This window comes from Pseudomonas sp. LH1G9 (assembly GCF_002949975.1).
Classification (GTDB): domain Bacteria; phylum Pseudomonadota; class Gammaproteobacteria; order Pseudomonadales; family Pseudomonadaceae; genus Aquipseudomonas; species Aquipseudomonas veronii.
On the sequence record NZ_CP026880.1, the window covers coordinates 5699445 to 5719726 of the forward strand.

The 20282-nt window shown below is 62.9% G+C and carries 19 protein-coding genes; 9 read left to right on the plus strand and 10 right to left on the minus strand.

Annotated features, from left to right (window positions below; translation table 11 throughout):
- Window positions 1–112 precede the first annotated feature (112 nt).
- From C5F70_RS26330 to C5F70_RS26340, 3 genes are all read left to right on the plus strand, one after another.
- The gene (locus C5F70_RS26330; protein ID WP_104904288.1) at window positions 113–1246 is read left to right on the plus strand and encodes a TIGR03364 family FAD-dependent oxidoreductase; all 1134 of its coding nucleotides are present in this window, start codon (window positions 113–115) and stop codon (window positions 1244–1246) included.
- A complete protein-coding gene (locus tag C5F70_RS26335; protein ID WP_046487897.1) occupies window positions 1246–1800 on the plus strand; it encodes a phosphonate degradation HD-domain oxygenase in 555 nt (184 codons plus the stop codon). The genes C5F70_RS26330 and C5F70_RS26335 overlap by 1 nt, the downstream gene beginning before the upstream one ends.
- A 93-nt stretch (window positions 1801–1893) precedes the next feature.
- Entirely contained in the window at window positions 1894–2436 is a 543-nt protein-coding gene (locus tag C5F70_RS26340) for a hypothetical protein (RefSeq protein WP_017845043.1), read from the plus strand.
- A gap of 6 nt (window positions 2437–2442) precedes the next feature.
- On the opposite strand, the gene C5F70_RS26345 is transcribed toward C5F70_RS26340, so the two are convergent.
- Window positions 2443–3810, minus strand: coding sequence for a DUF3482 domain-containing protein (locus C5F70_RS26345; RefSeq protein WP_017845042.1), 1368 nt, complete (start codon window positions 3808–3810; stop codon window positions 2443–2445).
- Window positions 3803–5182, minus strand: a complete 1380-nt coding sequence (locus C5F70_RS26350; RefSeq protein ID WP_104904289.1) for a DUF2868 domain-containing protein — start codon at window positions 5180–5182, stop codon at window positions 3803–3805. The genes C5F70_RS26345 and C5F70_RS26350 overlap by 8 nt, the downstream gene beginning before the upstream one ends.
- 90 nt (window positions 5183–5272) lie before the next feature.
- On the opposite strand from C5F70_RS26350, the gene C5F70_RS26355 reads away from it, so the two are divergent.
- Window positions 5273–5785 (plus strand): dihydrofolate reductase, encoded by a 513-nt coding sequence (locus tag C5F70_RS26355; RefSeq protein ID WP_104904290.1) that lies wholly within the window; start codon window positions 5273–5275, stop codon window positions 5783–5785.
- An 85-nt stretch (window positions 5786–5870) separates the two neighbouring features.
- Here the strand turns inward: C5F70_RS26355 and C5F70_RS26360 are convergent, their stop codons facing one another.
- Window positions 5871–7262 (minus strand): L-cystine transporter, encoded by a 1392-nt coding sequence (locus C5F70_RS26360; RefSeq protein WP_104904291.1) that lies wholly within the window; start codon window positions 7260–7262, stop codon window positions 5871–5873.
- Between the two features lie 241 nt (window positions 7263–7503).
- Between C5F70_RS26360 and C5F70_RS26365 the strand changes: the two genes are divergently transcribed.
- The gene (locus tag C5F70_RS26365; RefSeq protein WP_017845038.1) at window positions 7504–8565 is read left to right on the plus strand and encodes a hypothetical protein; all 1062 of its coding nucleotides are present in this window, start codon (window positions 7504–7506) and stop codon (window positions 8563–8565) included.
- A gap of 236 nt (window positions 8566–8801) precedes the next feature.
- On the opposite strand, the gene ilvD is transcribed toward C5F70_RS26365, so the two are convergent.
- Entirely contained in the window at window positions 8802–10643 is a 1842-nt protein-coding gene (gene ilvD, locus C5F70_RS26370; protein ID WP_017845037.1) for a dihydroxy-acid dehydratase, read from the minus strand.
- A gap of 449 nt (window positions 10644–11092) precedes the next feature.
- Between ilvD and C5F70_RS26375 the strand changes: the two genes are divergently transcribed.
- The gene (locus tag C5F70_RS26375) at window positions 11093–11551 is read left to right on the plus strand and encodes a transposase (RefSeq protein ID WP_017845036.1); all 459 of its coding nucleotides are present in this window, start codon (window positions 11093–11095) and stop codon (window positions 11549–11551) included.
- Between the two features lie 131 nt (window positions 11552–11682).
- On the opposite strand, the gene C5F70_RS26380 is transcribed toward C5F70_RS26375, so the two are convergent.
- Entirely contained in the window at window positions 11683–12879 is a 1197-nt protein-coding gene (locus tag C5F70_RS26380) for a class I SAM-dependent rRNA methyltransferase (RefSeq protein ID WP_104904292.1), read from the minus strand.
- Between the two features lie 240 nt (window positions 12880–13119).
- Here C5F70_RS26380 and C5F70_RS26385 point away from each other — a divergent pair, with 240 nt between their 5' ends.
- Together C5F70_RS26385 and mutM are read left to right on the plus strand one after the other, a co-directional pair.
- Window positions 13120–13932 carry an HDOD domain-containing protein gene (locus C5F70_RS26385; RefSeq protein ID WP_173677813.1) on the plus strand — a complete coding sequence of 271 codons (813 nt, stop codon included), beginning with the start codon at window positions 13120–13122 and terminating at the stop codon, window positions 13930–13932.
- 21 nt (window positions 13933–13953) lie between these two features.
- Complete coding sequence (gene mutM, locus C5F70_RS26390; RefSeq protein WP_017845033.1) at window positions 13954–14766, plus strand: bifunctional DNA-formamidopyrimidine glycosylase/DNA-(apurinic or apyrimidinic site) lyase; 813 nt, start codon at window positions 13954–13956, stop codon at window positions 14764–14766.
- Window positions 14767–14889: 123 nt separating this feature from the next.
- On the opposite strand, the gene C5F70_RS26395 is transcribed toward mutM, so the two are convergent.
- The 5 genes from C5F70_RS26395 to C5F70_RS26415 all read right to left on the minus strand — a co-directional run bounded on the left by C5F70_RS26395 (window position 14890) and on the right by C5F70_RS26415 (window position 19461).
- Window positions 14890–15141, minus strand: coding sequence for a YfhL family 4Fe-4S dicluster ferredoxin (locus tag C5F70_RS26395; protein ID WP_010564414.1), 252 nt, complete (start codon window positions 15139–15141; stop codon window positions 14890–14892).
- Window positions 15142–15244: 103 nt separating this feature from the next.
- Window positions 15245–15724 (minus strand): pantetheine-phosphate adenylyltransferase, encoded by a 480-nt coding sequence (gene coaD / locus C5F70_RS26400; protein WP_003176711.1) that lies wholly within the window; start codon window positions 15722–15724, stop codon window positions 15245–15247.
- Between the two features lie 103 nt (window positions 15725–15827).
- Window positions 15828–17423: a GMC family oxidoreductase gene (locus tag C5F70_RS26405; protein ID WP_104904293.1), complete on the minus strand. Its 1596-nt coding sequence runs from the start codon at window positions 17421–17423 to the stop codon at window positions 15828–15830.
- 36 nt (window positions 17424–17459) lie between these two features.
- On the minus strand, window positions 17460–18005 hold the full coding sequence (locus C5F70_RS26410) for a twin-arginine translocation pathway signal protein (protein ID WP_104904294.1): 546 nt from the start codon (window positions 18003–18005) through the stop codon (window positions 17460–17462).
- Window positions 18006–18033: 28 nt separating this feature from the next.
- A complete protein-coding gene (locus C5F70_RS26415) occupies window positions 18034–19461 on the minus strand; it encodes a coniferyl aldehyde dehydrogenase (protein ID WP_057003959.1) in 1428 nt (475 codons plus the stop codon).
- A gap of 146 nt (window positions 19462–19607) precedes the next feature.
- Between C5F70_RS26415 and C5F70_RS26420 the strand changes: the two genes are divergently transcribed.
- Entirely contained in the window at window positions 19608–20279 is a 672-nt protein-coding gene (locus C5F70_RS26420) for a TetR/AcrR family transcriptional regulator (RefSeq protein WP_017845029.1), read from the plus strand.
- Window positions 20280–20282 lie beyond the last annotated feature (3 nt).

Here is a 20282-nt window from a genome sequence, read left to right on the forward strand (position 1 = left end):
CTTCGGGGGCAAGCCCCCTCCCACATGTTGACCGCATTCTCATGTTGGAACTCGGTCAAGTGTGGGAGGGGGCTTGCCCCCGATAGCGGTCTTGAAAACAGGACATCACTAAATGACACACCACAGCGACCTGCTGATCATCGGCGCCGGCATCCTCGGCCTGTCCCACGCCTACGCGGCAGCCAAGCGCGGGCTCAAGGTCAAGGTGTTCGAGCGCAGCGCCACGCCGTTGGGCGCCTCGGTGCGCAACTTCGGCCAGGCCCTGGTCACCGGCCAACCGCCAGGCCCGATGCTCGACCTGGCGCGGCAAAGCCGCGATATCTGGGGCGAATGGGCGCGGCTGGCCGGCTTGCAGCTCAAGCGCAACGGCTCGTATCTGTTCGCCCGCAGCGAAGCCGAAGAACACCTGCTGGAAGCCTTCTGCGCCGGCCGCGCCCAGGCGTATGGCTATAACGTCGAACTGCTGCAGGGCGCAGCGTTGCGAGATCTGTACGGCGGCCAATTCCGTCATCACCGCGCAGCGTTGCACGGCAAGGACGATCAGCAACTGTATTCGCGCGAGGCGATCCCGGCGCTGATCGATTACCTGCGCGAGGAACTGCAGGTGGAGTTTCACTTTTCGACCCTGGTGCGCGACGTCGAGCCGGGTCAGTTGCACAGCACGGCGGGCAGTTTTCGTGGCGCGCAGATCGTGGTCTGCTCGGGCCACGACTACCAAACCCTGCTGGCCGAAGCGATTGCCGAACTCGACCCGCATATCTGCCGCCTGCAAATGCTGCGCGCACGGCCGGCGGTCAACCTGAACCTGCAACATGCCTTGCTCACCGGCCTCAGTTGCGTGCATTACGGCGCGTTTGCCGACCTGCCGGAAGCGGCGGCGGTGCAGGCGCAGATCCTGCGCGAGGCGCCGTACCTGCATGAGCACGGGATTCACTTGCTGATCAGCCCGACGCCCCATGGCGAACTGATCATCGGCGACTCCCACGACTACGGCCGCGATGCGTCGCCGTTCAACGCCGAGCAGGTCGATGACTGGATGCTCGAACTGGCCGAGCAGACCCTGGGTTGCAAGGTCCAGGTGGTCGAGCGTTGGCAGGGCGTCTACGGCGCACGCGGGCCGGTGCCGTTCTCGTTCCTGCGCGTGGCGCCCGGCGTCAGCGCCGCGTTGATGCATACCGGCGTGGGCATGAGCGTGGGGCCGGCGCTGGGCGAGCGCAATATCAGCGCACTGTGGGGGGCGGCATGATGAATCCGCAGCAGGTGATTGCCGAGGTTTTCGGCCTGTACGAGCAACACGGCACGGCGGATTACATCGGCGAGGCGGTGTCGCAGCTCGAACACATGTCCCAGGCCGCGCAGTGGGCCATGGCCGAAGGCTTCGACGATGAAGTGGTGCTGGCCGCGTTTTTCCACGATATCGGCCATCTCTGCGGTCAGGGCGGCGCGAACATGGGCGGCTATGGCGTGGTCAGCCATGAGCGGCTGGGCGCCGATTACCTGCGCCGCGTCGGTTTCAGCGAGCGCCTGGCGCGGCTGGTGGAATATCACGTCGAGGCCAAGCGCTACCTGACCTTCAGCCAGCCGGACTACTACGCCCGGTTGAGCGAAGCCAGCCGCCGCACGCTGGCGTATCAAGGCGGGGCAATGACGCCTGACGAAGCGCGGGCGTTCGAGCAAGACCCGCTCTACGCCATCAGCCTGCGTCTGCGCCACTGGGACGAACAGGCCAAGCAAGCGCAGGTGCCGGTGCTCGATCTGCAGGTACTCAAGGCCAAGGCCGCGCGGCTACTGGCTGCGTAGATTGGCCTTACGCCAAACGCAGATGCGCCGCCTAGAGCCCCTGAGGTCGGATCACTAAGGTGGCTTGCTTCTTCAATCCAAGGAGCAACGCTGATGCGCTACTTAAAAGTGACGGCCCAGGACATGAGCGGCAACGGTCGGGCGGACACAGTCATCCTGCACTTCTATAAGCAGCAGGCTGGCTGCCCCGATGAACTGATCCACGAGATCTTCGCCGTGGACATGAGCGCGGACGGCCGGGTCGACCTGCAATGGGCGGACGATCTGAACCCGGTCACCCGCCCTTGTCGGCTGGAAAAACAGCGGGTGGACACCTTCGCCGACTGCTTTTTGAAGTTGAACTGGTTCAATCGGCGCAGCCACTGGCAGCGCACGTTGACGCTGTACGTCGATCATTACGCCAAGGCCGGCACGCCCAACGCGGTCAAGCTGGAATTCCAAGAGCGCACGGCGCCGCAGTGCAAGGGCTCGCTGATCTACAAGGCCGCCGCCTATGACGGCGATGGCGACGGGGTGCTGGAATCGTTTACCAACAGTGACATCGACCGCGACGGTATTGCGGACAAGGCCGATAAAGAGCTGATCCGCACGTTGTGTACGACCTTTCTGGGCTTTGAGTGGTACGCGCGTCAATAAGCGGGGTCAGGCTTCATCGAGCCGGGCGGCCAGGGCTTCGACCTGCTCCTGGCGCTCGGCCTGGCTCAATTTGGCGTGGGGGTTGAGGGACGACCACTGCGGGTGGGCGCGGGCCTTGTGCAGGGCGTCGGGCAGTTTGCCTTCGCGCCAGGTCTTGTCCTGCGGCGTGTCGACCTTGATGCTGTGCATCGCCGCATGACCGCGCAGGTTCAGGGCCTTGAGCAATTGGCGTTGGCGCAGGGCCAGCAGGCGCAGCACGCTGTCGTCGACGGTCAGCTCGCGCTGGCCCTTGATCTTGCCCAGGAGGCGCCCGCCATAGCTGCGCGCGGTTTGCAGCGCGCCACCGGCAATGGCGCCCGCCAGCGCGGCGGCGCCAAGGGTCAACCCACCCACCAGCAGGTCGACCCCGGCACCGGCGGCCGCGCCGGCGGCAATCCCGCCGCCGACGCGCACGCCGAGTTGCTTGAGGGTTTCCGGGTTGAACAGGTCATCGCCCCAGCGCCCGTCGAGCAGCGGCAAGTCGCTGGCGGCGGCGTCCTGCGGGCGGAAGCCGAACAGCTTGAGCAAGGCTTCCACGCAACGCTGCTCGCGCTGGCGCACGGCCTTGCGCAAATCGCCGATGGCTTGCGGTTCCTCTTCAGTGACCACGCTGCGCCGGCACGCGGCGCAGTCGATCAGCAGTTCGGCGATCAGCCGCGCGGCGCTTTGCTGGCGGGCCTGGCGTTGGGCGTGCTGGTCGAGGATCAGCCGTTCCAGTTGGGGCCGGGCGTTTTCCAGTAGCAGGGCGAGGCTTTCATACAGGCGGCGTTCGCCGTCTTCCGGCGGCGCGACGCTGTCGAACCGCACCAGTGCGTGCAGGCCGAGGCGGGCCAGGGCTTCGCGCCAGTCCGGTTCGCGATGATCGTTGCTGCTGACGAAGTTGAGCACGGGCAATAACGGTTTGCCGCAACTGGCCAGCACTTGCAGTTCGTCGCGGTACTTGGCCAGCACCGGCTCGCGGGCGTCGATCACATACAGGCCGGCGTCGGAGGCCAGCAGTTGGCGCAGCACCTTGGCTTCCTGTTCGAAACGCTGGCGGGCTTCGCTGCCTTCCAGGAAACGCGCCAGGCGTGCCGGGCCGTCGAGGCGTTCGCCGGGGCGATCGAGGCGCTCCAGATAGTCGAGCAGGGCGATGGCGTCTTCCAGGCCGGGGGTGTCGTAGAGTTCCAGCAGGGCTTCGCCCTCGACCGACAAGCGTGCGCCTTCGACATGCCGCGTGGTGCTGGGGCGATGGGAGACTTCGCCGAAACCGACATCGCGGGTCAGGGTACGCAGCAGCGAGGTCTTGCCGACATTGGTGTGGCCGACCACGGCGAGTTTCAGGGGTTTAGTCATGGCCGCTCTCCAGCCAGTTCAACGGCGCGCAATCGGCGAAGGGCAGTTCCAGTTGTTGCAGCGCCGCGTGCCAATCGCCCAGGCGCTCGGCGTCCAGCGCCTGGCCGGGTGGCGCTTGCAGCAGCCACACGCGGGTGGCGCTGGCGCTGCGCGCCAGTTCGGCGATCAGCGCCAGGCTGCCCCGGTCGGGCGAGCGGCGCGGGTCGCAGGCGATGGCCAGGCGCGCGGGCGGGAAGCGGGTCAGTTGTTCCAGCAGTTTGTGGCGTGATTCGCGGCTGTCGAGGATGCCGGCGTTCTGCACGTTGCCCGGCAGCTTCGGCGGCCACGGGTGCTGGTCGTCGAGTTCGATGGCGACCACCAGCGCGCCGTCACTGTGCAGTTCGCTGACTCCGCCGCTGACCGCGTGCAACTGCTCCGGTGCCGCATCGTTGACCCCAAGCCGCTCGCTGCTCGGCATCAGGCGTTCGCGCAGTTGGCTGTAGCCGGGCAGGTTGAGGTCCAGGCGCAGGGCGGCGCGTCCGCGTTTCCAGCGCCACAGGCACAGCAGGGCGAGGATCAACCGCGGCAACAGGCCGTAGATCAGCAGCACGCCCACCAGCCAGGCAGCCCAGGCCTGGCGGGCGCTGTCGATGTTCAGGGCGGAATCGCCGCTGGCGCGGATCATCTCCACCGTGGGGACGTTGAAACCAAGCAGGGCGGGCAGGGCGCCGAGGGCTTGGGTCACGGCGACGAAGGTGTCGGCGCCGAGGATGGTGGTTTCCCACACAAAACCGTAGCGCCGGGTGGCGAGCAGCGTCAGCAGGATCGCCAGCGCGCTGAGCAATGCGAGTAACCACAGGCTGTTGACCAGCACCCCGACGGCCCAGCGATTGAGCTTCTGGCGCTGCAATAGCAGCAGCAACGCCGGCGCCAGTTGCGCGGCTTTGGCGTCACGCGCGAGTTTTTCGCTGAGCCATAGCCACAGGCGGCCGAGGCTGGCGCTGTGTTCTCCGGCAAACAGCAGGCCCAATGCCCAACTGATCAGCAGGATCAGGTTCAAGCCGAGCAGGCTGCCCAGCGCCCAGAACACATTCACCGGGGTCAAGCCGTTACCCAGCGCAGCAAAGGCCAGGCCTGCACCACTGATCACCGCGACTATCGCCAGCAGTATCAGGGCCAAACGCGCGCCTTGCAGCCAGCGGATGAGGGCGGTTGTCAGCCCATCGCGCTCGGCCAGGTGCAGGGCGCGCTGTTGAATGCGCGTCGACAGGTCGCCACCGGCCGTGCGGGCCAGGCGATTGGCTTGCTGATCTTCCAGCGGGCCGGCGTGTTCTTCGCGCAGGCGCACGGTTTCCGTCAGCCAGAGTGTTTGCAGAGGGGTCAGTGCAGTCACGCGCCGTCCTGTTGTGTCAGTGAGCCTGGAGCATAACCGCTGTGCAGCCGGTTGGGGTACGCTTCGCGTGGCTCTGGTATTCTCGTCGCCATGAAAAAAACTCTCCCTCTAAGCCTGATCGCAGCCCTCGGTGAAAACCGTGTGATCGGCGTCGACAACAGCATGCCCTGGCATTTGCCGGGGGATTTCAAATATTTCAAGGCCACCACCCTGGGCAAGCCGATCATCATGGGGCGCAAGACCTGGGATTCCCTGGGCCGACCGCTGCCGGGGCGCTTGAACATTGTGGTCAGTCGTCAGACCGACCTGGCGCTGGAAGGTGCGGAAGTTTTTCCGTCGCTTGAAGCGGCGGTGGAACGCGCGCAGGCGTGGGCGCTGGAGCAGGGCGTGGATGAGCTGATGTTGATCGGCGGCGCGCAGCTTTATGCACAGGGGCTGGAACAGGCCGATCGCCTGTACCTGACGCGGGTGGCGCTGAGCCCGGAAGGGGATGCGTGGTTTCCGGCGTTTGATGAGAACCAGTGGAAGTTGGTTTCCAATCTGCAGAACCCAGCCGAAGGTGACAAGCCGGCTTACAACTTCGAAGTCTGGGAAAAAGCCTAAAAGCATCGGGGGCAAGCCCCCTCCCACATTTGACCGAGTGAATGCGATCAAGTGTGGGAGGGGGCTTGCCCCCGATAGCGGTCTATCAGGCCTGCGCCAACTCCGCATGCTCATCCGCATTCAGCCGTTCTTTATCGGTCTGCTGCATGATCTGGCTGGTAATCGCCCCGGCTGTCATCGAACCGTTCACGTTCAACGCGGTACGGCCCATGTCGATCAGCGGCTCCACGGAAATCAGCAGCGCCACCAGTGACACCGGCAAGCCCATCGCCGGCAGTACGATCAGCGCGGCAAACGTCGCCCCGCCGCCCACGCCGGCAACGCCCGCCGAACTCAAGGTCACAATCGCCACCAGGGTCGCGATCCACAGCGGGTCCAACGGGTTGATGCCGACCGTCGGCGCGACCATCACCGCCAGCATTGCCGGGTAGAGACCGGCGCAACCGTTCTGGCCGATGGTCGCGCCAAACGAGGCGGCGAAACCCGCGATGGCGTGCGGGATGCCCAGGCGGCGGGTCTGCGCTTCGATACTCAGCGGGATCGCCGCCGCGCTGGAGCGGCTGGTGAAGGCGAACGTCAGCACCGGCCAGACCTTGCGCAAGAAGCGCAGCGGGTTGATCCCGGCCAGCGACAGCAGCAGGCCATGCACGACGAACATCAGCCCCAGCGCCAGGTACGAGACCACGACAAAACTGCCGAGCTTGATGATGTCTTGCAGGTTGGAGCCGGCGACCACCTTGGTCATCAGCGCCAATACGCCGTAGGGCGTGAGTTTCATCACCAGGCGCACCAGGCGCATCACCCAGGCTTGCAGGGTGTCGATGGCGTTGAGCACTTTCTGGCCCTTCTCCACGTCATCCTTGAGCAGTTGCAGCGCGGCCACGCCGAGGAAGGCGGCGAAGATCACCACGCTGATGATCGAGGTCGGCTTGGCGCGGGCCAGGTCGGCAAACGGATTCGCTGGCACGAACGACAACAGCAACTGCGGGATATTCAGGTCGGCGACCTTGCCCGCGTAGTCGCTCTGGATCACTTGCAGGCGCGCCATTTCCTGGGTGCCGGCCACCAGGCCTTCGGCGGTGAGGCCGAACAGGTTGGTCAGGCCGATGCCGATCAGCGCCGCAATCGCGGTGGTGAACAGTAGGGTGCCGATGGTCAGGAAGCTGATCTTGCCCAGGGACGCGGCGTTGTGCAGACGTGCCACGGCGCTGAGGATCGAAGCGAACACCAGCGGGATCACGATCATTTGCAGCAACTGCACATAACCGTTGCCGACCAGATCGAACCAGCCGGTAGAAGCTTTGAGGACCGGGTTGCCATCGCCGTAAATGGCGTGCAAGGCCGTACCGAACGCCACGCCGAGTATCAGGGCGAACAGGACCTTCTTGGCGAGGCTCCAGTTCGTTCGACGGGTTTGTGCCAGGCCCAGCAACAGGGCCACGAACACCAGTAAGTTGAGAATCAGGGGCAGATTCATTGAAGCTCCGTTGAGAGTGTTGCCAATCGCGTGAGCCTGCGATTGCGAACCGGGAAGCCTAACAGCTTGATATATATTGATTTAATACCAATATGGAATGGTGTCTGTCGTTTTTGGAATAAGTAGTTGGCGCTCAGGCACATGGCAATGGCGGAATCAGAACGCAAGCGGTCGCGACCGGGCGAAAACTGTCACAGGGATTTGTTAGCGTCGATGTCTTTCACTCAGGGAGACAACGCCTATGAAGCTCGCGCCGAAACTACTGGTATCCGCCGCATTCTGCCTCGCACTTGCCGGCCAGGCGTTCGCCGCCACCGAGTTGAAACACTGGCCGGCCCCGGCCGCCAAGCAACTGAACGAAATGATCGCCGCCAACGCCAACAAGGGTAACTTCGCGGTGTTCGACATGGACAACACCAGCTACCGCTACGACCTCGAAGAGTCCCTGCTGCCCTACATGGAAAACAAGGGCCTGATCACCCGCGACAGCCTCGACCCATCGCTCAAGCTTATGCCCTTCAAAGACACCGCCGACCATAAGGAAAGTCTGTTCAGTTACTACTATCGCCTCTGCGAAGTGGACGACATGGTCTGCTACCCGTGGGTGGCCCAGGTGTTTGCAGGTTTTACCCTCAAGGAACTCAAGGTCCAGGTCGATGAGTTGATGGCCTCCGGCAAGCCAGTGCCGGTCAGCTATTTCGAAGGCGACGCGGTGAAGAACTCCGAAGTCCAGCCGCCGAAAGTCTTCACCGGCCAGGCCGAGCTGTACAACAAGCTGATGGAAAACGGCATCGAGGTGTATGTGATGACCGCCGCGTCGGAAGAGCTGGTACGCATGGTCGCTGCCGATCCGAAGTACGGCTACAACGTCAAACCGCAGAACGTCATCGGCGTGAGCACCCTGCTCAAGGACCGCAAGACCGGCGAACTGACCACCGCACGCAAGCAGATCACTGCCGGCAAATACGACGAAAAAGCCAACCTCGGTCTGGAATTGACCCCCTACCTGTGGACCCCGGCGACCTGGATGGCCGGCAAGCACGCCGCGATCCTGACCTACATCGACGAATGGAAAAAGCCGGTAATCGTCGGCGGCGATACCCCGACCAGCGACGGCTACATGCTGTTCCACGATGTGGACGTGGCCAAGGGCGGCATTCACCTGTGGGTCAACCGCAAAGACAAGTACATGACCCAGCTCAACGGCATGATGGCCAAGCACGCGGCCGCCCAGGCCAAGGAAGGCTTGCCGGTGACGGCGGACAAGAACTGGGTGATCGTCAAGCCGGATGAGATCCAGTAAGACCGAGTCGCTTGCTTATCGGGGGCAAGCCCCCTCCCACACTTGATTGGGTTCACACGGTCAAGCTGTGGGAGGGGGCTTGCCCCCGATAGCGGTGGGTCAGCTGTGGATGTATCGACTGACACTCTGCCATCGGGGGGCAAGCCCCCTCCCACATTTGATCCTCATGGTTATTGAGGTTTTCTCCCAGCAAAAAAAATGCCCCGCACCTGGCGGGGCATTTTCATGGGCGGGCCTTACAGACCGTCGAGCATCGCCTTGTTACGCACCGCACCCTTGTCGGCACTGGTCGCCAGCAACGCATAAGCCTTCAACGCAGTAGTCACCTTGCGCGGACGCTTCTCCACCGGCTTCCAGCCCTTCTTGTCCTGCTCGACCCGGCGCGCGGCCAGTTCTTCGTCGCTGATCAACAGGTTGATCGAGCGGTTCGGAATGTCGATCAGTACCTTGTCGCCGTCCTGTACCAGGCCAATCGCGCCGCCGGCAGCGGCTTCAGGTGAAGCGTGGCCGATGGACAGGCCCGAGGTGCCGCCGGAGAAACGGCCGTCGGTCAACAGCGCGCAGGCTTTGCCCAGGCCTTTGGATTTCAGGTACGACGTTGGGTAGAGCATCTCCTGCATACCCGGGCCGCCTTTCGGGCCTTCGTAGCGGATGATCACGATGTCGCCTTCTTTGACTTCGTCGGCGAGGATGCCGCGTACCGAGCTGTCCTGGCTTTCGTAGATCTTGGCGCGACCTTCGAAGACATGGATCGACTCGTCCACACCGGCGGTTTTCACCACGCAGCCGTCGAGGGCGATGTTGCCGTACAGCACGGCCAGGCCGCCTTCTTTCGAATAGGCGTGCTCGACACTGCGGATGCAGCCGTTTTCACGGTCGACGTCGAGGGTGTCCCAACGGGTCGACTGGCTGAACGCGGTCTGGGTCGGGATGCCCGCCGGGCCGGCCTTGAAGAAGGTGTGTACGGCTTCGTCGTCAGTCTGGGTGATGTCCCACTTGGCGATGCCTTCGGCGAGGGACTTGCTGTGTACGGTCGGCAGGTCGGTGTGCAGCAGGCCGCCACGGGCCAGGGAACCTAAGATCGAGAAGATCCCGCCGGCGCGGTGGACGTCTTCCATGTGGTACTTCTGGATGTTCGGCGCGACTTTGCACAGTTGCGGCACGTGGCGGGACAGACGGTCGATGTCGCGCAGGTCGAAATCGATCTCGGCTTCCTGGGCTGCGGCCAGCAAGTGCAGGATGGTGTTGGTGGAACCGCCCATGGCGATGTCCAGGGTCATGGCGTTTTCGAACGCCTTGAAGTTGGCGATGTTGCGCGGCAACACCGACTCATCGTTCTCGCCGTAGTAGCGCTTGCACAGCTCGACGATGGTGCGGCCGGCCTGCAGGAACAGTTGCTCGCGGTCGCTGTGGGTGGCCAGTGTCGAACCGTTGCCCGGCAAGGCCAGGCCCAGGGCTTCCACCAGGCAGTTCATCGAGTTGGCGGTGAACATGCCGGAGCATGAACCGCAGGTCGGGCAGGCGCTGCGCTCGTATTCCGCGACCTTCTCGTCAGAAGCGTTGGAATCGGCGGCGATGACCATGGCATCGACCAGGTCGAGGCCGTGGGAGGCAAGTTTGGTCTTGCCGGCTTCCATCGGGCCGCCGGAGACGAAGATCACCGGGACGTTCAGGCGCAGGGCGGCCATCAGCATGCCGGGGGTGATCTTGTCGCAGTTCGAGATGCACACGATGGCGTCGGCGCAGTGGGCGTTGACCATGTACTCCACGGAGTCGGCGATGATCTCGCGGCTCGGCAGGGAATACAGCATGCCGTCATGGCCCATGGCGATGCCGTCGTCCACGGCGATGGTGTTGAATTCTTTGGCGACACCGCCGGCGCGTTCGATCTCGCGGGCGACCAGTTGGCCCAGGTCCTTGAGGTGGACGTGGCCGGGGACGAACTGGGTGAACGAGTTGGCAATCGCGATGATCGGCTTCTTGAAGTCGTCATCTTTCATCCCCGTGGCACGCCACAGTGCGCGGGCGCCGGCCATGTTGCGGCCATGGGTGGATGTTTTCGAGCGGTAATCTGGCATTTGAGCCCTCCGGGCGGCTAATCAAAACTAATCAGGTGCTAAGGGGAGTGAGCTTCTATGGACGTCTGGAACACCCGAAAAATGGCCGTGGTGTCCGGACGTTGCCGCAAACGTTACGGGATCGCCGTGCGTTTTGGCCTCGAGCTCATAAACCCGCCGGGGGATGACTGGCGATGAATAGGCCGATTCTACACCGCTGGCGGCTGGAGGGAATGGCGAAAAGCGCCGTGGCGACGCACGCCCGGATCAACCAATCTGATGTAGGAGCGAGCTTGCTCGCGAAAAACGAACAGGCGACACGGGCCTCCTGATAGTACGGCGTTATCGTTGACGCTTTTCGCGAGCAAGCTCGCTCCTACAGGGGGGACATATTCAGAACCACTGTTTAGAGGCCGGTTGACGTCGCTGCGCCTACCGTTTCTCTTCCACTCACAGAAGAGGACGAAGGAATGTCCACCCAGCAACGTGCACATCGGCTGCGCATCGGGCGCTGTTCGGAGTCGGGCCGGATTTACCTGATCACTGCGGTTACCCATCAACGGCAATCGGTCTTTCAGGACTGGCGCATCGGCCGCCTGCTTGTCAGTGAGTTCAGGCAGGCTCAGGACGAGGGTGAGGCGACTTCGCTGGCCTGGGTGGTCATGCCTGACCATTTCCATTGGCTGGTCGAGTTGCATAACGGTGACTTGCCAAGGCTGATGCGAATCACCAAGTCGCGAAGTGCCCGTGCCATCAACCAGGCCAGGTGTTCGTTCGGGACCCTATGGCAAAAAGGCTACTTCGACCGCGCACTGCGTCGGGAGGAAGATTTGAAAGCAATGGCCCGCTATATCGTGGCCAATCCCTTGCGTGCAGGGCTGGTCGAGCATATCGGCCAGTACCCGCTATGGGACGCCATCTGGTTGTGACCTCTTCCCCCTTGTAGGAGCGAGCTTGCTCGCGAAGCACGTCAACGATGACGCAGCGCTATCAGGTAGCCCGCGCCGTCTATGCGTTTTTCGCGAGCAAGCTCGCTCCTACAGGGGGACGGTTTTGGTCTTTAGCTATTTGGCAGCAACCGGCAGGTGATGCTCTTGATGTAGCGCGTCTCAACAATCGCCGGGTGTACCGGATGATCCGGACCCTGGCCGCCGCGTTCGAGCATCTGGATGTTACGGTCCAAGTGGCGGGCGCTGGTCAGCAGGATGTTCTGCAGGTCGTCTTCCGGCAGGTGCATCGAACACGAGGCGCTGACCAGGATGCCGTCCTTGCTGAGCAGGCGCATGGCTTGCTCGTTGAGGCGGCGGTAGGCGCCTTCGCCGTTTTTCATGTCTTTTTTGCGTTTGATGAAGGCCGGTGGGTCGGCGACGATCACGTCGAAGCGTTCTTCGCTGGCTTTCAGCTCTTTGAGGGCTTCGAAGACGTCGCCTTCGATGCAGGTCATTTTCTCGGCGACGCCGTTCAGCGCGGCGTTGCGCTCGACGCCGTCGAGGGCGAAGGCCGAGGCGTCGACGCAGAACACTTCAGTGGCACCGAAGGCCGCGGCTTGCACGCCCCAGCCGCCGATGTAGCTGTACAGATCGAGGACGCGCTTGCCTTTGGCATACGGGGCCAGGCGTGCGCGGTTCATGCGGTGGTCATAGAACCAGCCGGTTTTCTGGCCCTGGATCACCGGGGCTTCGAATTGCACGCCGTTTTCTTCCAGCGCGACCCACTCCGGCACCAGGCCAAACACGGTTTCAACGTAACGGTTGAGGCCTTCGGCGTCGCGCGCGGCGGAGTCGTTCTTGAACAGGATGCCGCTCGGCTTGAGCACTTGGGTCAAGGCGGCGATCACGTCTTCTTTATGCGCTTCCATGGTCGCCGAGGCGATCTGTACCACCAGGATGTCGCCGAAACGGTCGACCACCAGGCCCGGCAGCAGGTCGGAATCGCCGTAGACCAGGCGGTAGAACGGCTTGTCGAACAGGCGGTCGCGCAGGGACAGGGCGACGTTCAGGCGGTGTACCAGCAGCGACTTGTCCAAAGGCAACTTGATGTCACGCGACAGCAGGCGCGCGCAGATCAGGTTGTTCGGGCTCATGGCCACGATGCCCAGGGTCTTGCCGCCGGCCGCTTCGAGGATGGCCTGGTCGCCCGCCTGGAAGCCGTGAAGTGGGGTGGCGGCCACGTCGATTTCGTTGCTGTAGACCCACAGGTGGCCGTTGCGCAAACGACGATCGGCGTTGGCTTTGAGACGCAGGCTTGGCAGGGACATGACGTCGCTCCGGAAAAAAGAGCGGGAGTATACCGTGTTGCATTACATTTCGTGGCTTGGCCTGATGGGTTGCAGGGGGGGCGCGTGCTGTGGCGTCCATTTGATAGGAGTGCCATTTGGTTTTTTGAGGTGTCGGTCAGCTTCCCATCGGGGTTAGAATCCCCCTCTCGCCCAGAGTGTGTACTTATGTCCCAAGAGCTTTCCGCCGAACAGATCCAGCAGGCCCTGCAAGGCATCAGTGTGCCGCCTCAGCCGCAAATCATGGTGGATTTGCAGATGGAACAGTACATGCCCGACCCGGACCTGGAAGTGATCGCGCGGTTGATTTCCCAGGACCCGGGCCTGTCCGGCGCGCTGCTGAAGATCGTCAACTCGTCGTATTACGGCCTGAGCAACAAGATCGCCTCGATCCAGCGCGCCGTTAACCTGCTGGGCAGCCGTTCGATCATCAACCTGATCAACGCCCTGTCGATCAAGGGCGAGATGAGCGACGACACCATCGTCACCCTCAACCGTTTCTGGGACACCGCCCAGGACGTGGCCATGACCTGCCTCACCCTGGCCAAGCGCACCGGCGCCCAGGCGGTGGACGAAGCCTATGCCCTGGGGCTGTTCCACGATTGCGGCGTACCGCTGATGCTCAAGCGCTTCCCCAATTACATGGCGGTGCTCGAAGAGTCCTACGCCAATGCCGGTGCCGACTGCCGAGTGGTCGACACCGAAAACAATGCGTTCAACACCAACCATGCGGTGGTCGGCTATTACACCGCCAAGTCCTGGCGCCTGCCGGAGCATGTGACCGACGCCATTGCCAACCATCACAACGCCCTGGCGATCTTCAGCGATGAGTCGCCGCGCAATCCGCAGCTCAAGAACCTGCTGGCGATCCTGAAAATGGCCGAGCACATCTGCTCGTCGTACCGGGTGTTGGGCAACCAGCCGGTCGACTATGAGTGGGACGCGATTGGCCATCTGGTGCTGGACTACGTGGGCCTGTCGGACTACGACTTCGAAAGCATGAAGTTGTCGATCCGCGAACTGGGCGCGCACTGACCCTTACCTCACGAGGCACACATGCCCGAGTTACCAGAAGTCGAAACCACTCGGCGCGGGATTGCGCCGCACCTGGAAGGCCAGCGGGTCAGCCGCGTCGTGGTGCGCGAGCGACGCCTGCGCTGGCCGATCCCGGAAGACCTCGATGTACGCCTGTCCGGGCAGCGCATCGTGCTGGTGGAGCGGCGGGCCAAGTACCTGTTGATCAACGCTGAAGTGGGCACCCTGATCAGCCACCTGGGCATGTCGGGCAACCTGCGCCTGGTGGAAGTCGGCCTGCCGGCGGCCAAGCATGAGCATGTGGACATCGAGCTGGAGTCGGGCCTGGCCCTGCGCTACACCGACCCTCGGCGTTTTGGTGCGATGCTCTGGAGCCAGGACCCGCATAACCACGAACTGCTGATCCGCCTGGGGCCGGAGCCGTTGACCGACCTGTTTGATGGCGAGCGCCTGTTCAAACTGTCCCGTGGGCGTTCGATGGCGGTCAAACCGTTCATCATGGACAACGCGGTGGTGGTGGGCGTGGGCAATATCTATGCGACCGAAGCGCTGTTCGCGGCGGGGATCGATCCGCGCCGCGAGGCCGGTGGCATTTCACGCGGGCGCTATCTGAAGCTGGCGATCGAGATCAAGCGCATTCTGGCGGCCGCCATCGAGCGCGGCGGCACCACCTTGCGCGACTTTATCGGCGGCGATGGGCAGCCGGGGTATTTCCAGCAGGAGTTGTTTGTCTACGGCCGGGGTGGCGAGGCGTGCAAGGTCTGCGGGAGCGAGTTGCGCAATGTGGTGCTGGGGCAGCGGGCGAGTGTGTTTTGCCCTAAGTGCCAGAGCTGACTGTTGTGTGAAGGCTGATATCGCCATCGGGGGCAAGCCCCCTCCCACATTTTGATGTGTGAATACATTCAAATGTGGGATGGGGGCTTGCCCCCGATGAGGCCTTCACAGACGCCACCAGGCTCAAGCCTTACCGGTAATCTTCCGGTATTTCTCCATCAACTGCGCTTCAGTCTCCGGATGGGCTTCATCCAGTGGAATGCAATCCACCGGGCACACCTGCTGGCACTGCGGTTCGTCGTAGTGGCCGACGCACTGGGTGCAGAGGTTGGGGTCGATCACGTAGATCTCTTCGCCTTGGGAAATCGCGGCGTTCGGGCACTCGGGTTCGCAGACGTCGCAGTTGATGCAATCGTCGGTGATGATCAAGGACATGGAAACTCCTGCCAGGGCAGTCAGCCAAGGCATCTGGAAAACTAATGCGCGCAATTGTGCCGCATTGGCGCCCGCAGTGCGAGCGGGCGCCGAGTGAGCGGTCTTACTTCTTGAAGCGCAGGGTCAGCGCATCAGCCACGGCCGGATGCACGAACTTGGTGATATCCCCGCCCAGGGCCGCGATTTCACGGACCAGCGTCGAGGAAATGAACGAATAACGCTCCGACGGCGTGAGGAACAGGCTTTCCACGTCCGGCGCCAGTTGGCGGTTCATGTTGGCCAACTGGAATTCGTATTCGAAGTCCGATACCGCGCGCAGGCCGCGCAGGAACACATTGGCGTTCTGCTCTTTGGCGAAATGTGCCAGCAGCGTCGAGAAACCCACCACTTCGACGTTGGGCAGGTGCTTGGTGACCTCGCGCGCCAGCTCCACGCGCTGTTCCAGGGGAAACAGCGGGTTTTTCTTGGGGCTGGCAGCGACCGCGATGATCACATGGTCGAACAAGCGCGAGGCGCGTTCGACCAGATCGCCATGGCCTTTGGTAATCGGGTCGAAGGTACCTGGGTACAACACTCGGTTCATCGCGTCGTCCTGGCGGAGTCCGTTGGGGAACCGGATGGTATCGCAGCCGTCCCGGTCGGCCAAGTCGACTTATGCAGATAGACCCGCGAAATACCCTGTTTTTTCATGCCGTTTTCAGACGTTCGGCCAATGCGCTCGCCAGTTGCGCGGTCAATCCGTACACCGACAACTGCGGGTTGGCGCCAATGCTGGTGGGGAACAGCGAACCATCGTGGATCGACAGGTTGTGCAACTGGTGATGGCGACCGAGGCTGTCGGCCACCGCATTTTTCGGCTCTTCGCCCATGGCGCAGCCGCCCATCACGTGGGCGCTGCCCAGGCAGGTGCGGTGCAATTCCAGGTTGAGGCCGTCGATCAGGCTGCGTGCTTCGGCCAGGGTCTTCACGTAGCGCGCATCGTGATGCAGCGGCTTGACCGACTTGGCGCCCGCCGCGAACTGGATCTCGGCCATGCTGTGGAACGCGCGGCGCAGGCCGTCCCAGGCGTAAGGCGAAACCTGGTAATCGAGCACCGGTGTGCCGTCGCCGCGCAGTTCCACGCTGCCGCCGGGGCTGTCGGGGTGGAAGCCGTCGCGCAGCAGGGCGAGCATTGCGTGGGTATGTGGCAATTGGCTCATGTCCAGGGCGTTCTGGGTGCCGTAGCCGCCGAGCAGCGTACTGGCCAGCGCCGGGTGCAGCGGCGGCGCTTCGAGCTTGTACGACATTCTGCCGGTGGTGCCGTCCAGCCACTGGAAGTGATCGGAATAGATCGACTGCGGCGCGCCATAGAACGGGTTGATCACCTCGTCGAACAGCGCCGCGGAGAAGTTCACCAAATGCAAAAAGGTGCGCTTGCCCAGCCGCGAATGCGGGTCGGGGGCGGCCGAACGCATCAGCAGCGCCGGGCTGTTGATGCCGCCGCCGGCCAGCACGTAATGCCTGGCCTTGACCGTGATCTTGCGTCCAGTCGGCGCCACGCAGCGTTCGTCCATGGCCACGCATTCCAGGCTATTGATGCGGTCGCCGCTGTAGACCAGGCGTTCGGCGCGGGCCAGGTACAGCAGCTCGCCGCCTTTCTCCAGGGTGGAGGGGATGGTGGTCACCAGCATCGACTGCTTGGCGTTGACCGGGCAACCCATGCCGCAATAACCCAGGTTGAAGCAGCCGCGCACGTTGCGCGGGATCACATGCCAGCTGTAGCCCAACTGTTCGCAGCCTTTGCGGATCACGTCGTTGTTGGCGTTGGGCGGCATGGCCCAGGGAGCGATGCCCAGGCGCTGTTCCATTTTTTCGAACCATGGCGCCATGTCCGCGCTGCTGTGGCCCTTGACCGCATATTCGCTGGCCCAGTGGCTGAGGGTGGCGTCCGGGGTGCGGAAGCTGGAGGTCCAGTTGATCAGCGTGGTGCCGCCCACGGCCCGGCCTTGCAAGATGGTGATGGCGCCGTCCTTGCTCATGCGGCCGATGCCTTCTTGATACAGGCTGGCGTAGGCCTCGTCTTCGAGCAGCTTGAAATCGCTGCTGGTCTTGAGCGGGCCTTCTTCGATCAGCAGCACTTTGTAGCCGGCGGCGCTGAGGATTTCGGCAGAGGTGCCGCCGCCGGCACCGCTGCCGATGATCGCTACGTCGGCTTCCAGCGTCAGGTCGCGGTCGAGGGCGGCGCCATTGTGGGTTTTCCAGCCGCGGGCCAGGCCGTCGCGGAACAGATCGGGTACAGGCATCGGGGTCGTCTCTTGTTTTTATTGGGGGGATGCGAATCAGATCTTCGGCGGCCCGGGGTAGCCGCAATGGGCCCACGACGCCGGCCGGAAGTACCAGGCCATGATCACCAGCTTGAGCAACGAACCCTGGCCCATGCGCAGCAGGTTCAGGTAGCTGTTTTCCCAGCGGTGCAGGAAGTTGCGGATCTGTTCGCCACTGGCGTTTTCCCAACTGCCCCAGATCCCGGTCAGTGGGCCGCGGGTGATGCCCATGCCCAGCACGTCGAACAATTGCTGGGTCAGCTTGAACATCTCCGGCGACAGGTGCTGCAGGCTGTAGTCGAGTTTTTTCAGGGTGTCTTCAATCCCGCTGGCGACTTCCTGGGCGCTGGCCACGCCTTCCAGCAGCACCGGGATCGCCGCGCGCAGAAACGGCAAGTCGCTGCTGCGCAACAGGGCAAAGCCGCTGGCCGGAGTGCTGCTGGAGCAACCGCTGAGGCTCGCGCCCAGCCCGGCGGTGGCCAGGAAGGCGCTGGCGCACAGGCCGATTTTCAGGACGCCGCGCCGCGACAGCGCGGGTGAATCAGTCAGGCTTGGGTTCATTGTTATGGTTATCCCGAGGGTGGCGGTATCAGCGGATAAACAGCTTCTGGATCAGCTTCTGGATCGATTTGCCGTAGGGCGGGTAGATCAACTTCGCGGCGTTCAGGCGCTGCTTGACCAGCACGCCCTTGGCCTTGCTGAACGTGAGGAACCCTTCATGACCGTGGTAGTGGCCCATGCCTGATGGGCCGATGCCGCCGAAAGGCATGTCGTCCTGGGCCACATGCAGCAGCGTGTCGTTCAGGCATACGCCGCCGGAGTGGGTTTCGTGGAGTACGCGGTTCTGTTCGCGCTTGTTGTAGCCGAAGTAGTACAGGGCCAGTGGGCGAGGCCGCTGATTGATGTAGGCAAAGGCTTGGTCGATGCCGCGATAAGGCACGATCGGCAGCACCGGGCCGAAGATTTCGTCCTGCATCACCGTCATTTCATCACTGACATTCAACAGCAGGCTGTGGGCCATGCGGCGTGCCTGGCCCTGGTCGTACAGAGGGATCAGGGTGGCGCCCTTGTCGGTGGCGTCCTTCACGTAGGCGTTGAGCCGGGCCAGTTGCCGTTCGTTGATGATGGCGGTGTAGTCCGGGTTGTTGGCCAGTGTCGGGTAAAAACCACGAAGCGCCTTGCTGTAGGCCTCGACGAAACCCTCGACGCGATCTTCCGGCACCAGCACGTAGTCCGGCGCCACGCAGGTTTGCCCGGCGTTCAGGGCCTTGCCGAAGGCGATGCGTTCGGCGGCGTCCTTGAGGGGCACATCGGCGGAAACGATCGCCGGCGATTTGCCGCCCAGTTCCAGCGTGACCGGAGTCAGATGCTCGGCCGCCGCGCGCATCACATGTTTACCGATGCTGGTGGCGCCGGTGAACAGCAGATGATCGAAGCGCAGCCTGGAAAACGCCATGCCGACGTCGGCCTCGCCCAGCACCACGCACACCAGGTCTTCGGGGAAGACCTTCGCCAGCAGGGTCTTGAGCAGTTCGCCGGTGGCCGGGGTCGATTCGCTGAGTTTGAGCATCACCCGATTGCCCGCGGCCAACGCACCGACCAATGGCCCGATGGCCAGGTACAGCGGGTAGTTCCAGGGCACGATCACCCCGACCACGCCCAGCGGTTGGTAGATGACTTTGGCCGAGGCGGGCTGGAAGGCAATGCCTACAGCACGGCGGGAAGGTTTCATCCAGCCACTGAGGTGTTTGCTCGCATAGTGAATGCCATGCAGGCTGGGCATCAGTTCGGCGAACAGGGTTTCGTCGGCGCTGCGATGGCTGAAGTCCTGGCTGATCGCGTCGATCAGCGCCTGGCGTTCGTCGCTGAGCACTTCGCGCAAGGCCTTGAGCCATTGTTGGCGTTGCGCGGCCGGCGGCATCGGGTTGGCGGCATAGGCGCGGCGTTGGGCGTCGAACAGGCCCTGGAGTTGATCCAGTGTCTGGGAATCTTGCGGGTAGGCAACGTTGGCAGACATGGTGCAGTCCCGGATTGTTATTGGTCTGCCTGGATTTTTAGAGTTATTGCTCTAAATTGTCAAATGGCATTGCAGCCACAACTGGATTTATCCCGGCAAGGTTAGGCCGTAAGATGGTCGATCACGTGTACAGAAGCTGATCCCCTATGGCACCACGAGTAAAGACCAGCGAGCGCATTGTGCAAACCAGCCTGGAGCTTTTTAACCAGCAGGGCGAGCGCAGTGTCAGCACCAACCATATCGCCGCCCATATGGAAATTTCGCCGGGCAACCTGTACTACCACTTCCCCAACAAGCAGGCGATCATCGCCGTGCTGTTTCGCGAATACGAAGCCTTGGTCGACAGTTTCCTGCGCCCGCCCCAGGGTCGCACCATGGTGGTGGAGGACAAGCGCTTCTACCTGCAGGCGGTCCTGGCTGGTATGTGGCGCTACCGTTTCCTGCACCGTGACCTCGAACACCTGCTGGAGAGCGACCCGGAACTGGCCACCGGCTACCGGCGCTTTTCCCAGCGTTGCCTGATTCAGGGTGGCGCCATTTACCGGGGGTTTGTCGATGCCGGCATTCTCAATATGGACCCGGTGCAAACCGAGGCGCTGACCCTCAACGCCTGGATCATCCTTACCTCCTGGGTGCGGTTTTTGTGTACCACCAATGAAAAATCCACGCATCTGAGCGCCGAAGCGATCAAGCGCGGGGTGTATCAGGTGCTGGTGCTGGAAGCGGGGTTTGTCACGCCGCAGGCCAAAGCGGCGGTGGATGCACTGTTCAAAGAGTTTTACGTGCCGTTGAACCAGGCACTGGAAGAAGTGAAGTAGGAT

Coding starts and splice junctions, on each gene's coding strand:
- C5F70_RS26335 (WP_046487897.1), top strand. CDS start 1,246: ATGAATCCGCAGCAGGTGATTGCCGAGGTTTTCGGCCTGTACGAGCAA.
- ilvD (WP_017845037.1), bottom strand. CDS start 10,643: ATGCCAGATTACCGCTCGAAAACATCCACCCATGGCCGCAACATGGCC.
- C5F70_RS26330 (WP_104904288.1), top strand. CDS start 113: ATGACACACCACAGCGACCTGCTGATCATCGGCGCCGGCATCCTCGGC.
- mutM (WP_017845033.1), top strand. CDS start 13,954: ATGCCCGAGTTACCAGAAGTCGAAACCACTCGGCGCGGGATTGCGCCG.
- C5F70_RS26365 (WP_017845038.1), top strand. CDS start 7,504: ATGAAGCTCGCGCCGAAACTACTGGTATCCGCCGCATTCTGCCTCGCA.
- C5F70_RS26360 (WP_104904291.1), bottom strand. CDS start 7,262: ATGAATCTGCCCCTGATTCTCAACTTACTGGTGTTCGTGGCCCTGTTG.
- C5F70_RS26410 (WP_104904294.1), bottom strand. CDS start 18,005: ATGAACCCAAGCCTGACTGATTCACCCGCGCTGTCGCGGCGCGGCGTC.
- C5F70_RS26420 (WP_017845029.1), top strand. CDS start 19,608: ATGGCACCACGAGTAAAGACCAGCGAGCGCATTGTGCAAACCAGCCTG.
- C5F70_RS26415 (WP_057003959.1), bottom strand. CDS start 19,461: ATGTCTGCCAACGTTGCCTACCCGCAAGATTCCCAGACACTGGATCAA.
- coaD (WP_003176711.1), bottom strand. CDS start 15,724: ATGAACCGAGTGTTGTACCCAGGTACCTTCGACCCGATTACCAAAGGC.
- C5F70_RS26340 (WP_017845043.1), top strand. CDS start 1,894: ATGCGCTACTTAAAAGTGACGGCCCAGGACATGAGCGGCAACGGTCGG.
- C5F70_RS26355 (WP_104904290.1), top strand. CDS start 5,273: ATGAAAAAAACTCTCCCTCTAAGCCTGATCGCAGCCCTCGGTGAAAAC.
- C5F70_RS26345 (WP_017845042.1), bottom strand. CDS start 3,810: ATGACTAAACCCCTGAAACTCGCCGTGGTCGGCCACACCAATGTCGGC.
- C5F70_RS26380 (WP_104904292.1), bottom strand. CDS start 12,879: ATGTCCCTGCCAAGCCTGCGTCTCAAAGCCAACGCCGATCGTCGTTTG.
- C5F70_RS26405 (WP_104904293.1), bottom strand. CDS start 17,423: ATGCCTGTACCCGATCTGTTCCGCGACGGCCTGGCCCGCGGCTGGAAA.
- C5F70_RS26395 (WP_010564414.1), bottom strand. CDS start 15,141: ATGTCCTTGATCATCACCGACGATTGCATCAACTGCGACGTCTGCGAA.
- C5F70_RS26375 (WP_017845036.1), top strand. CDS start 11,093: ATGTCCACCCAGCAACGTGCACATCGGCTGCGCATCGGGCGCTGTTCG.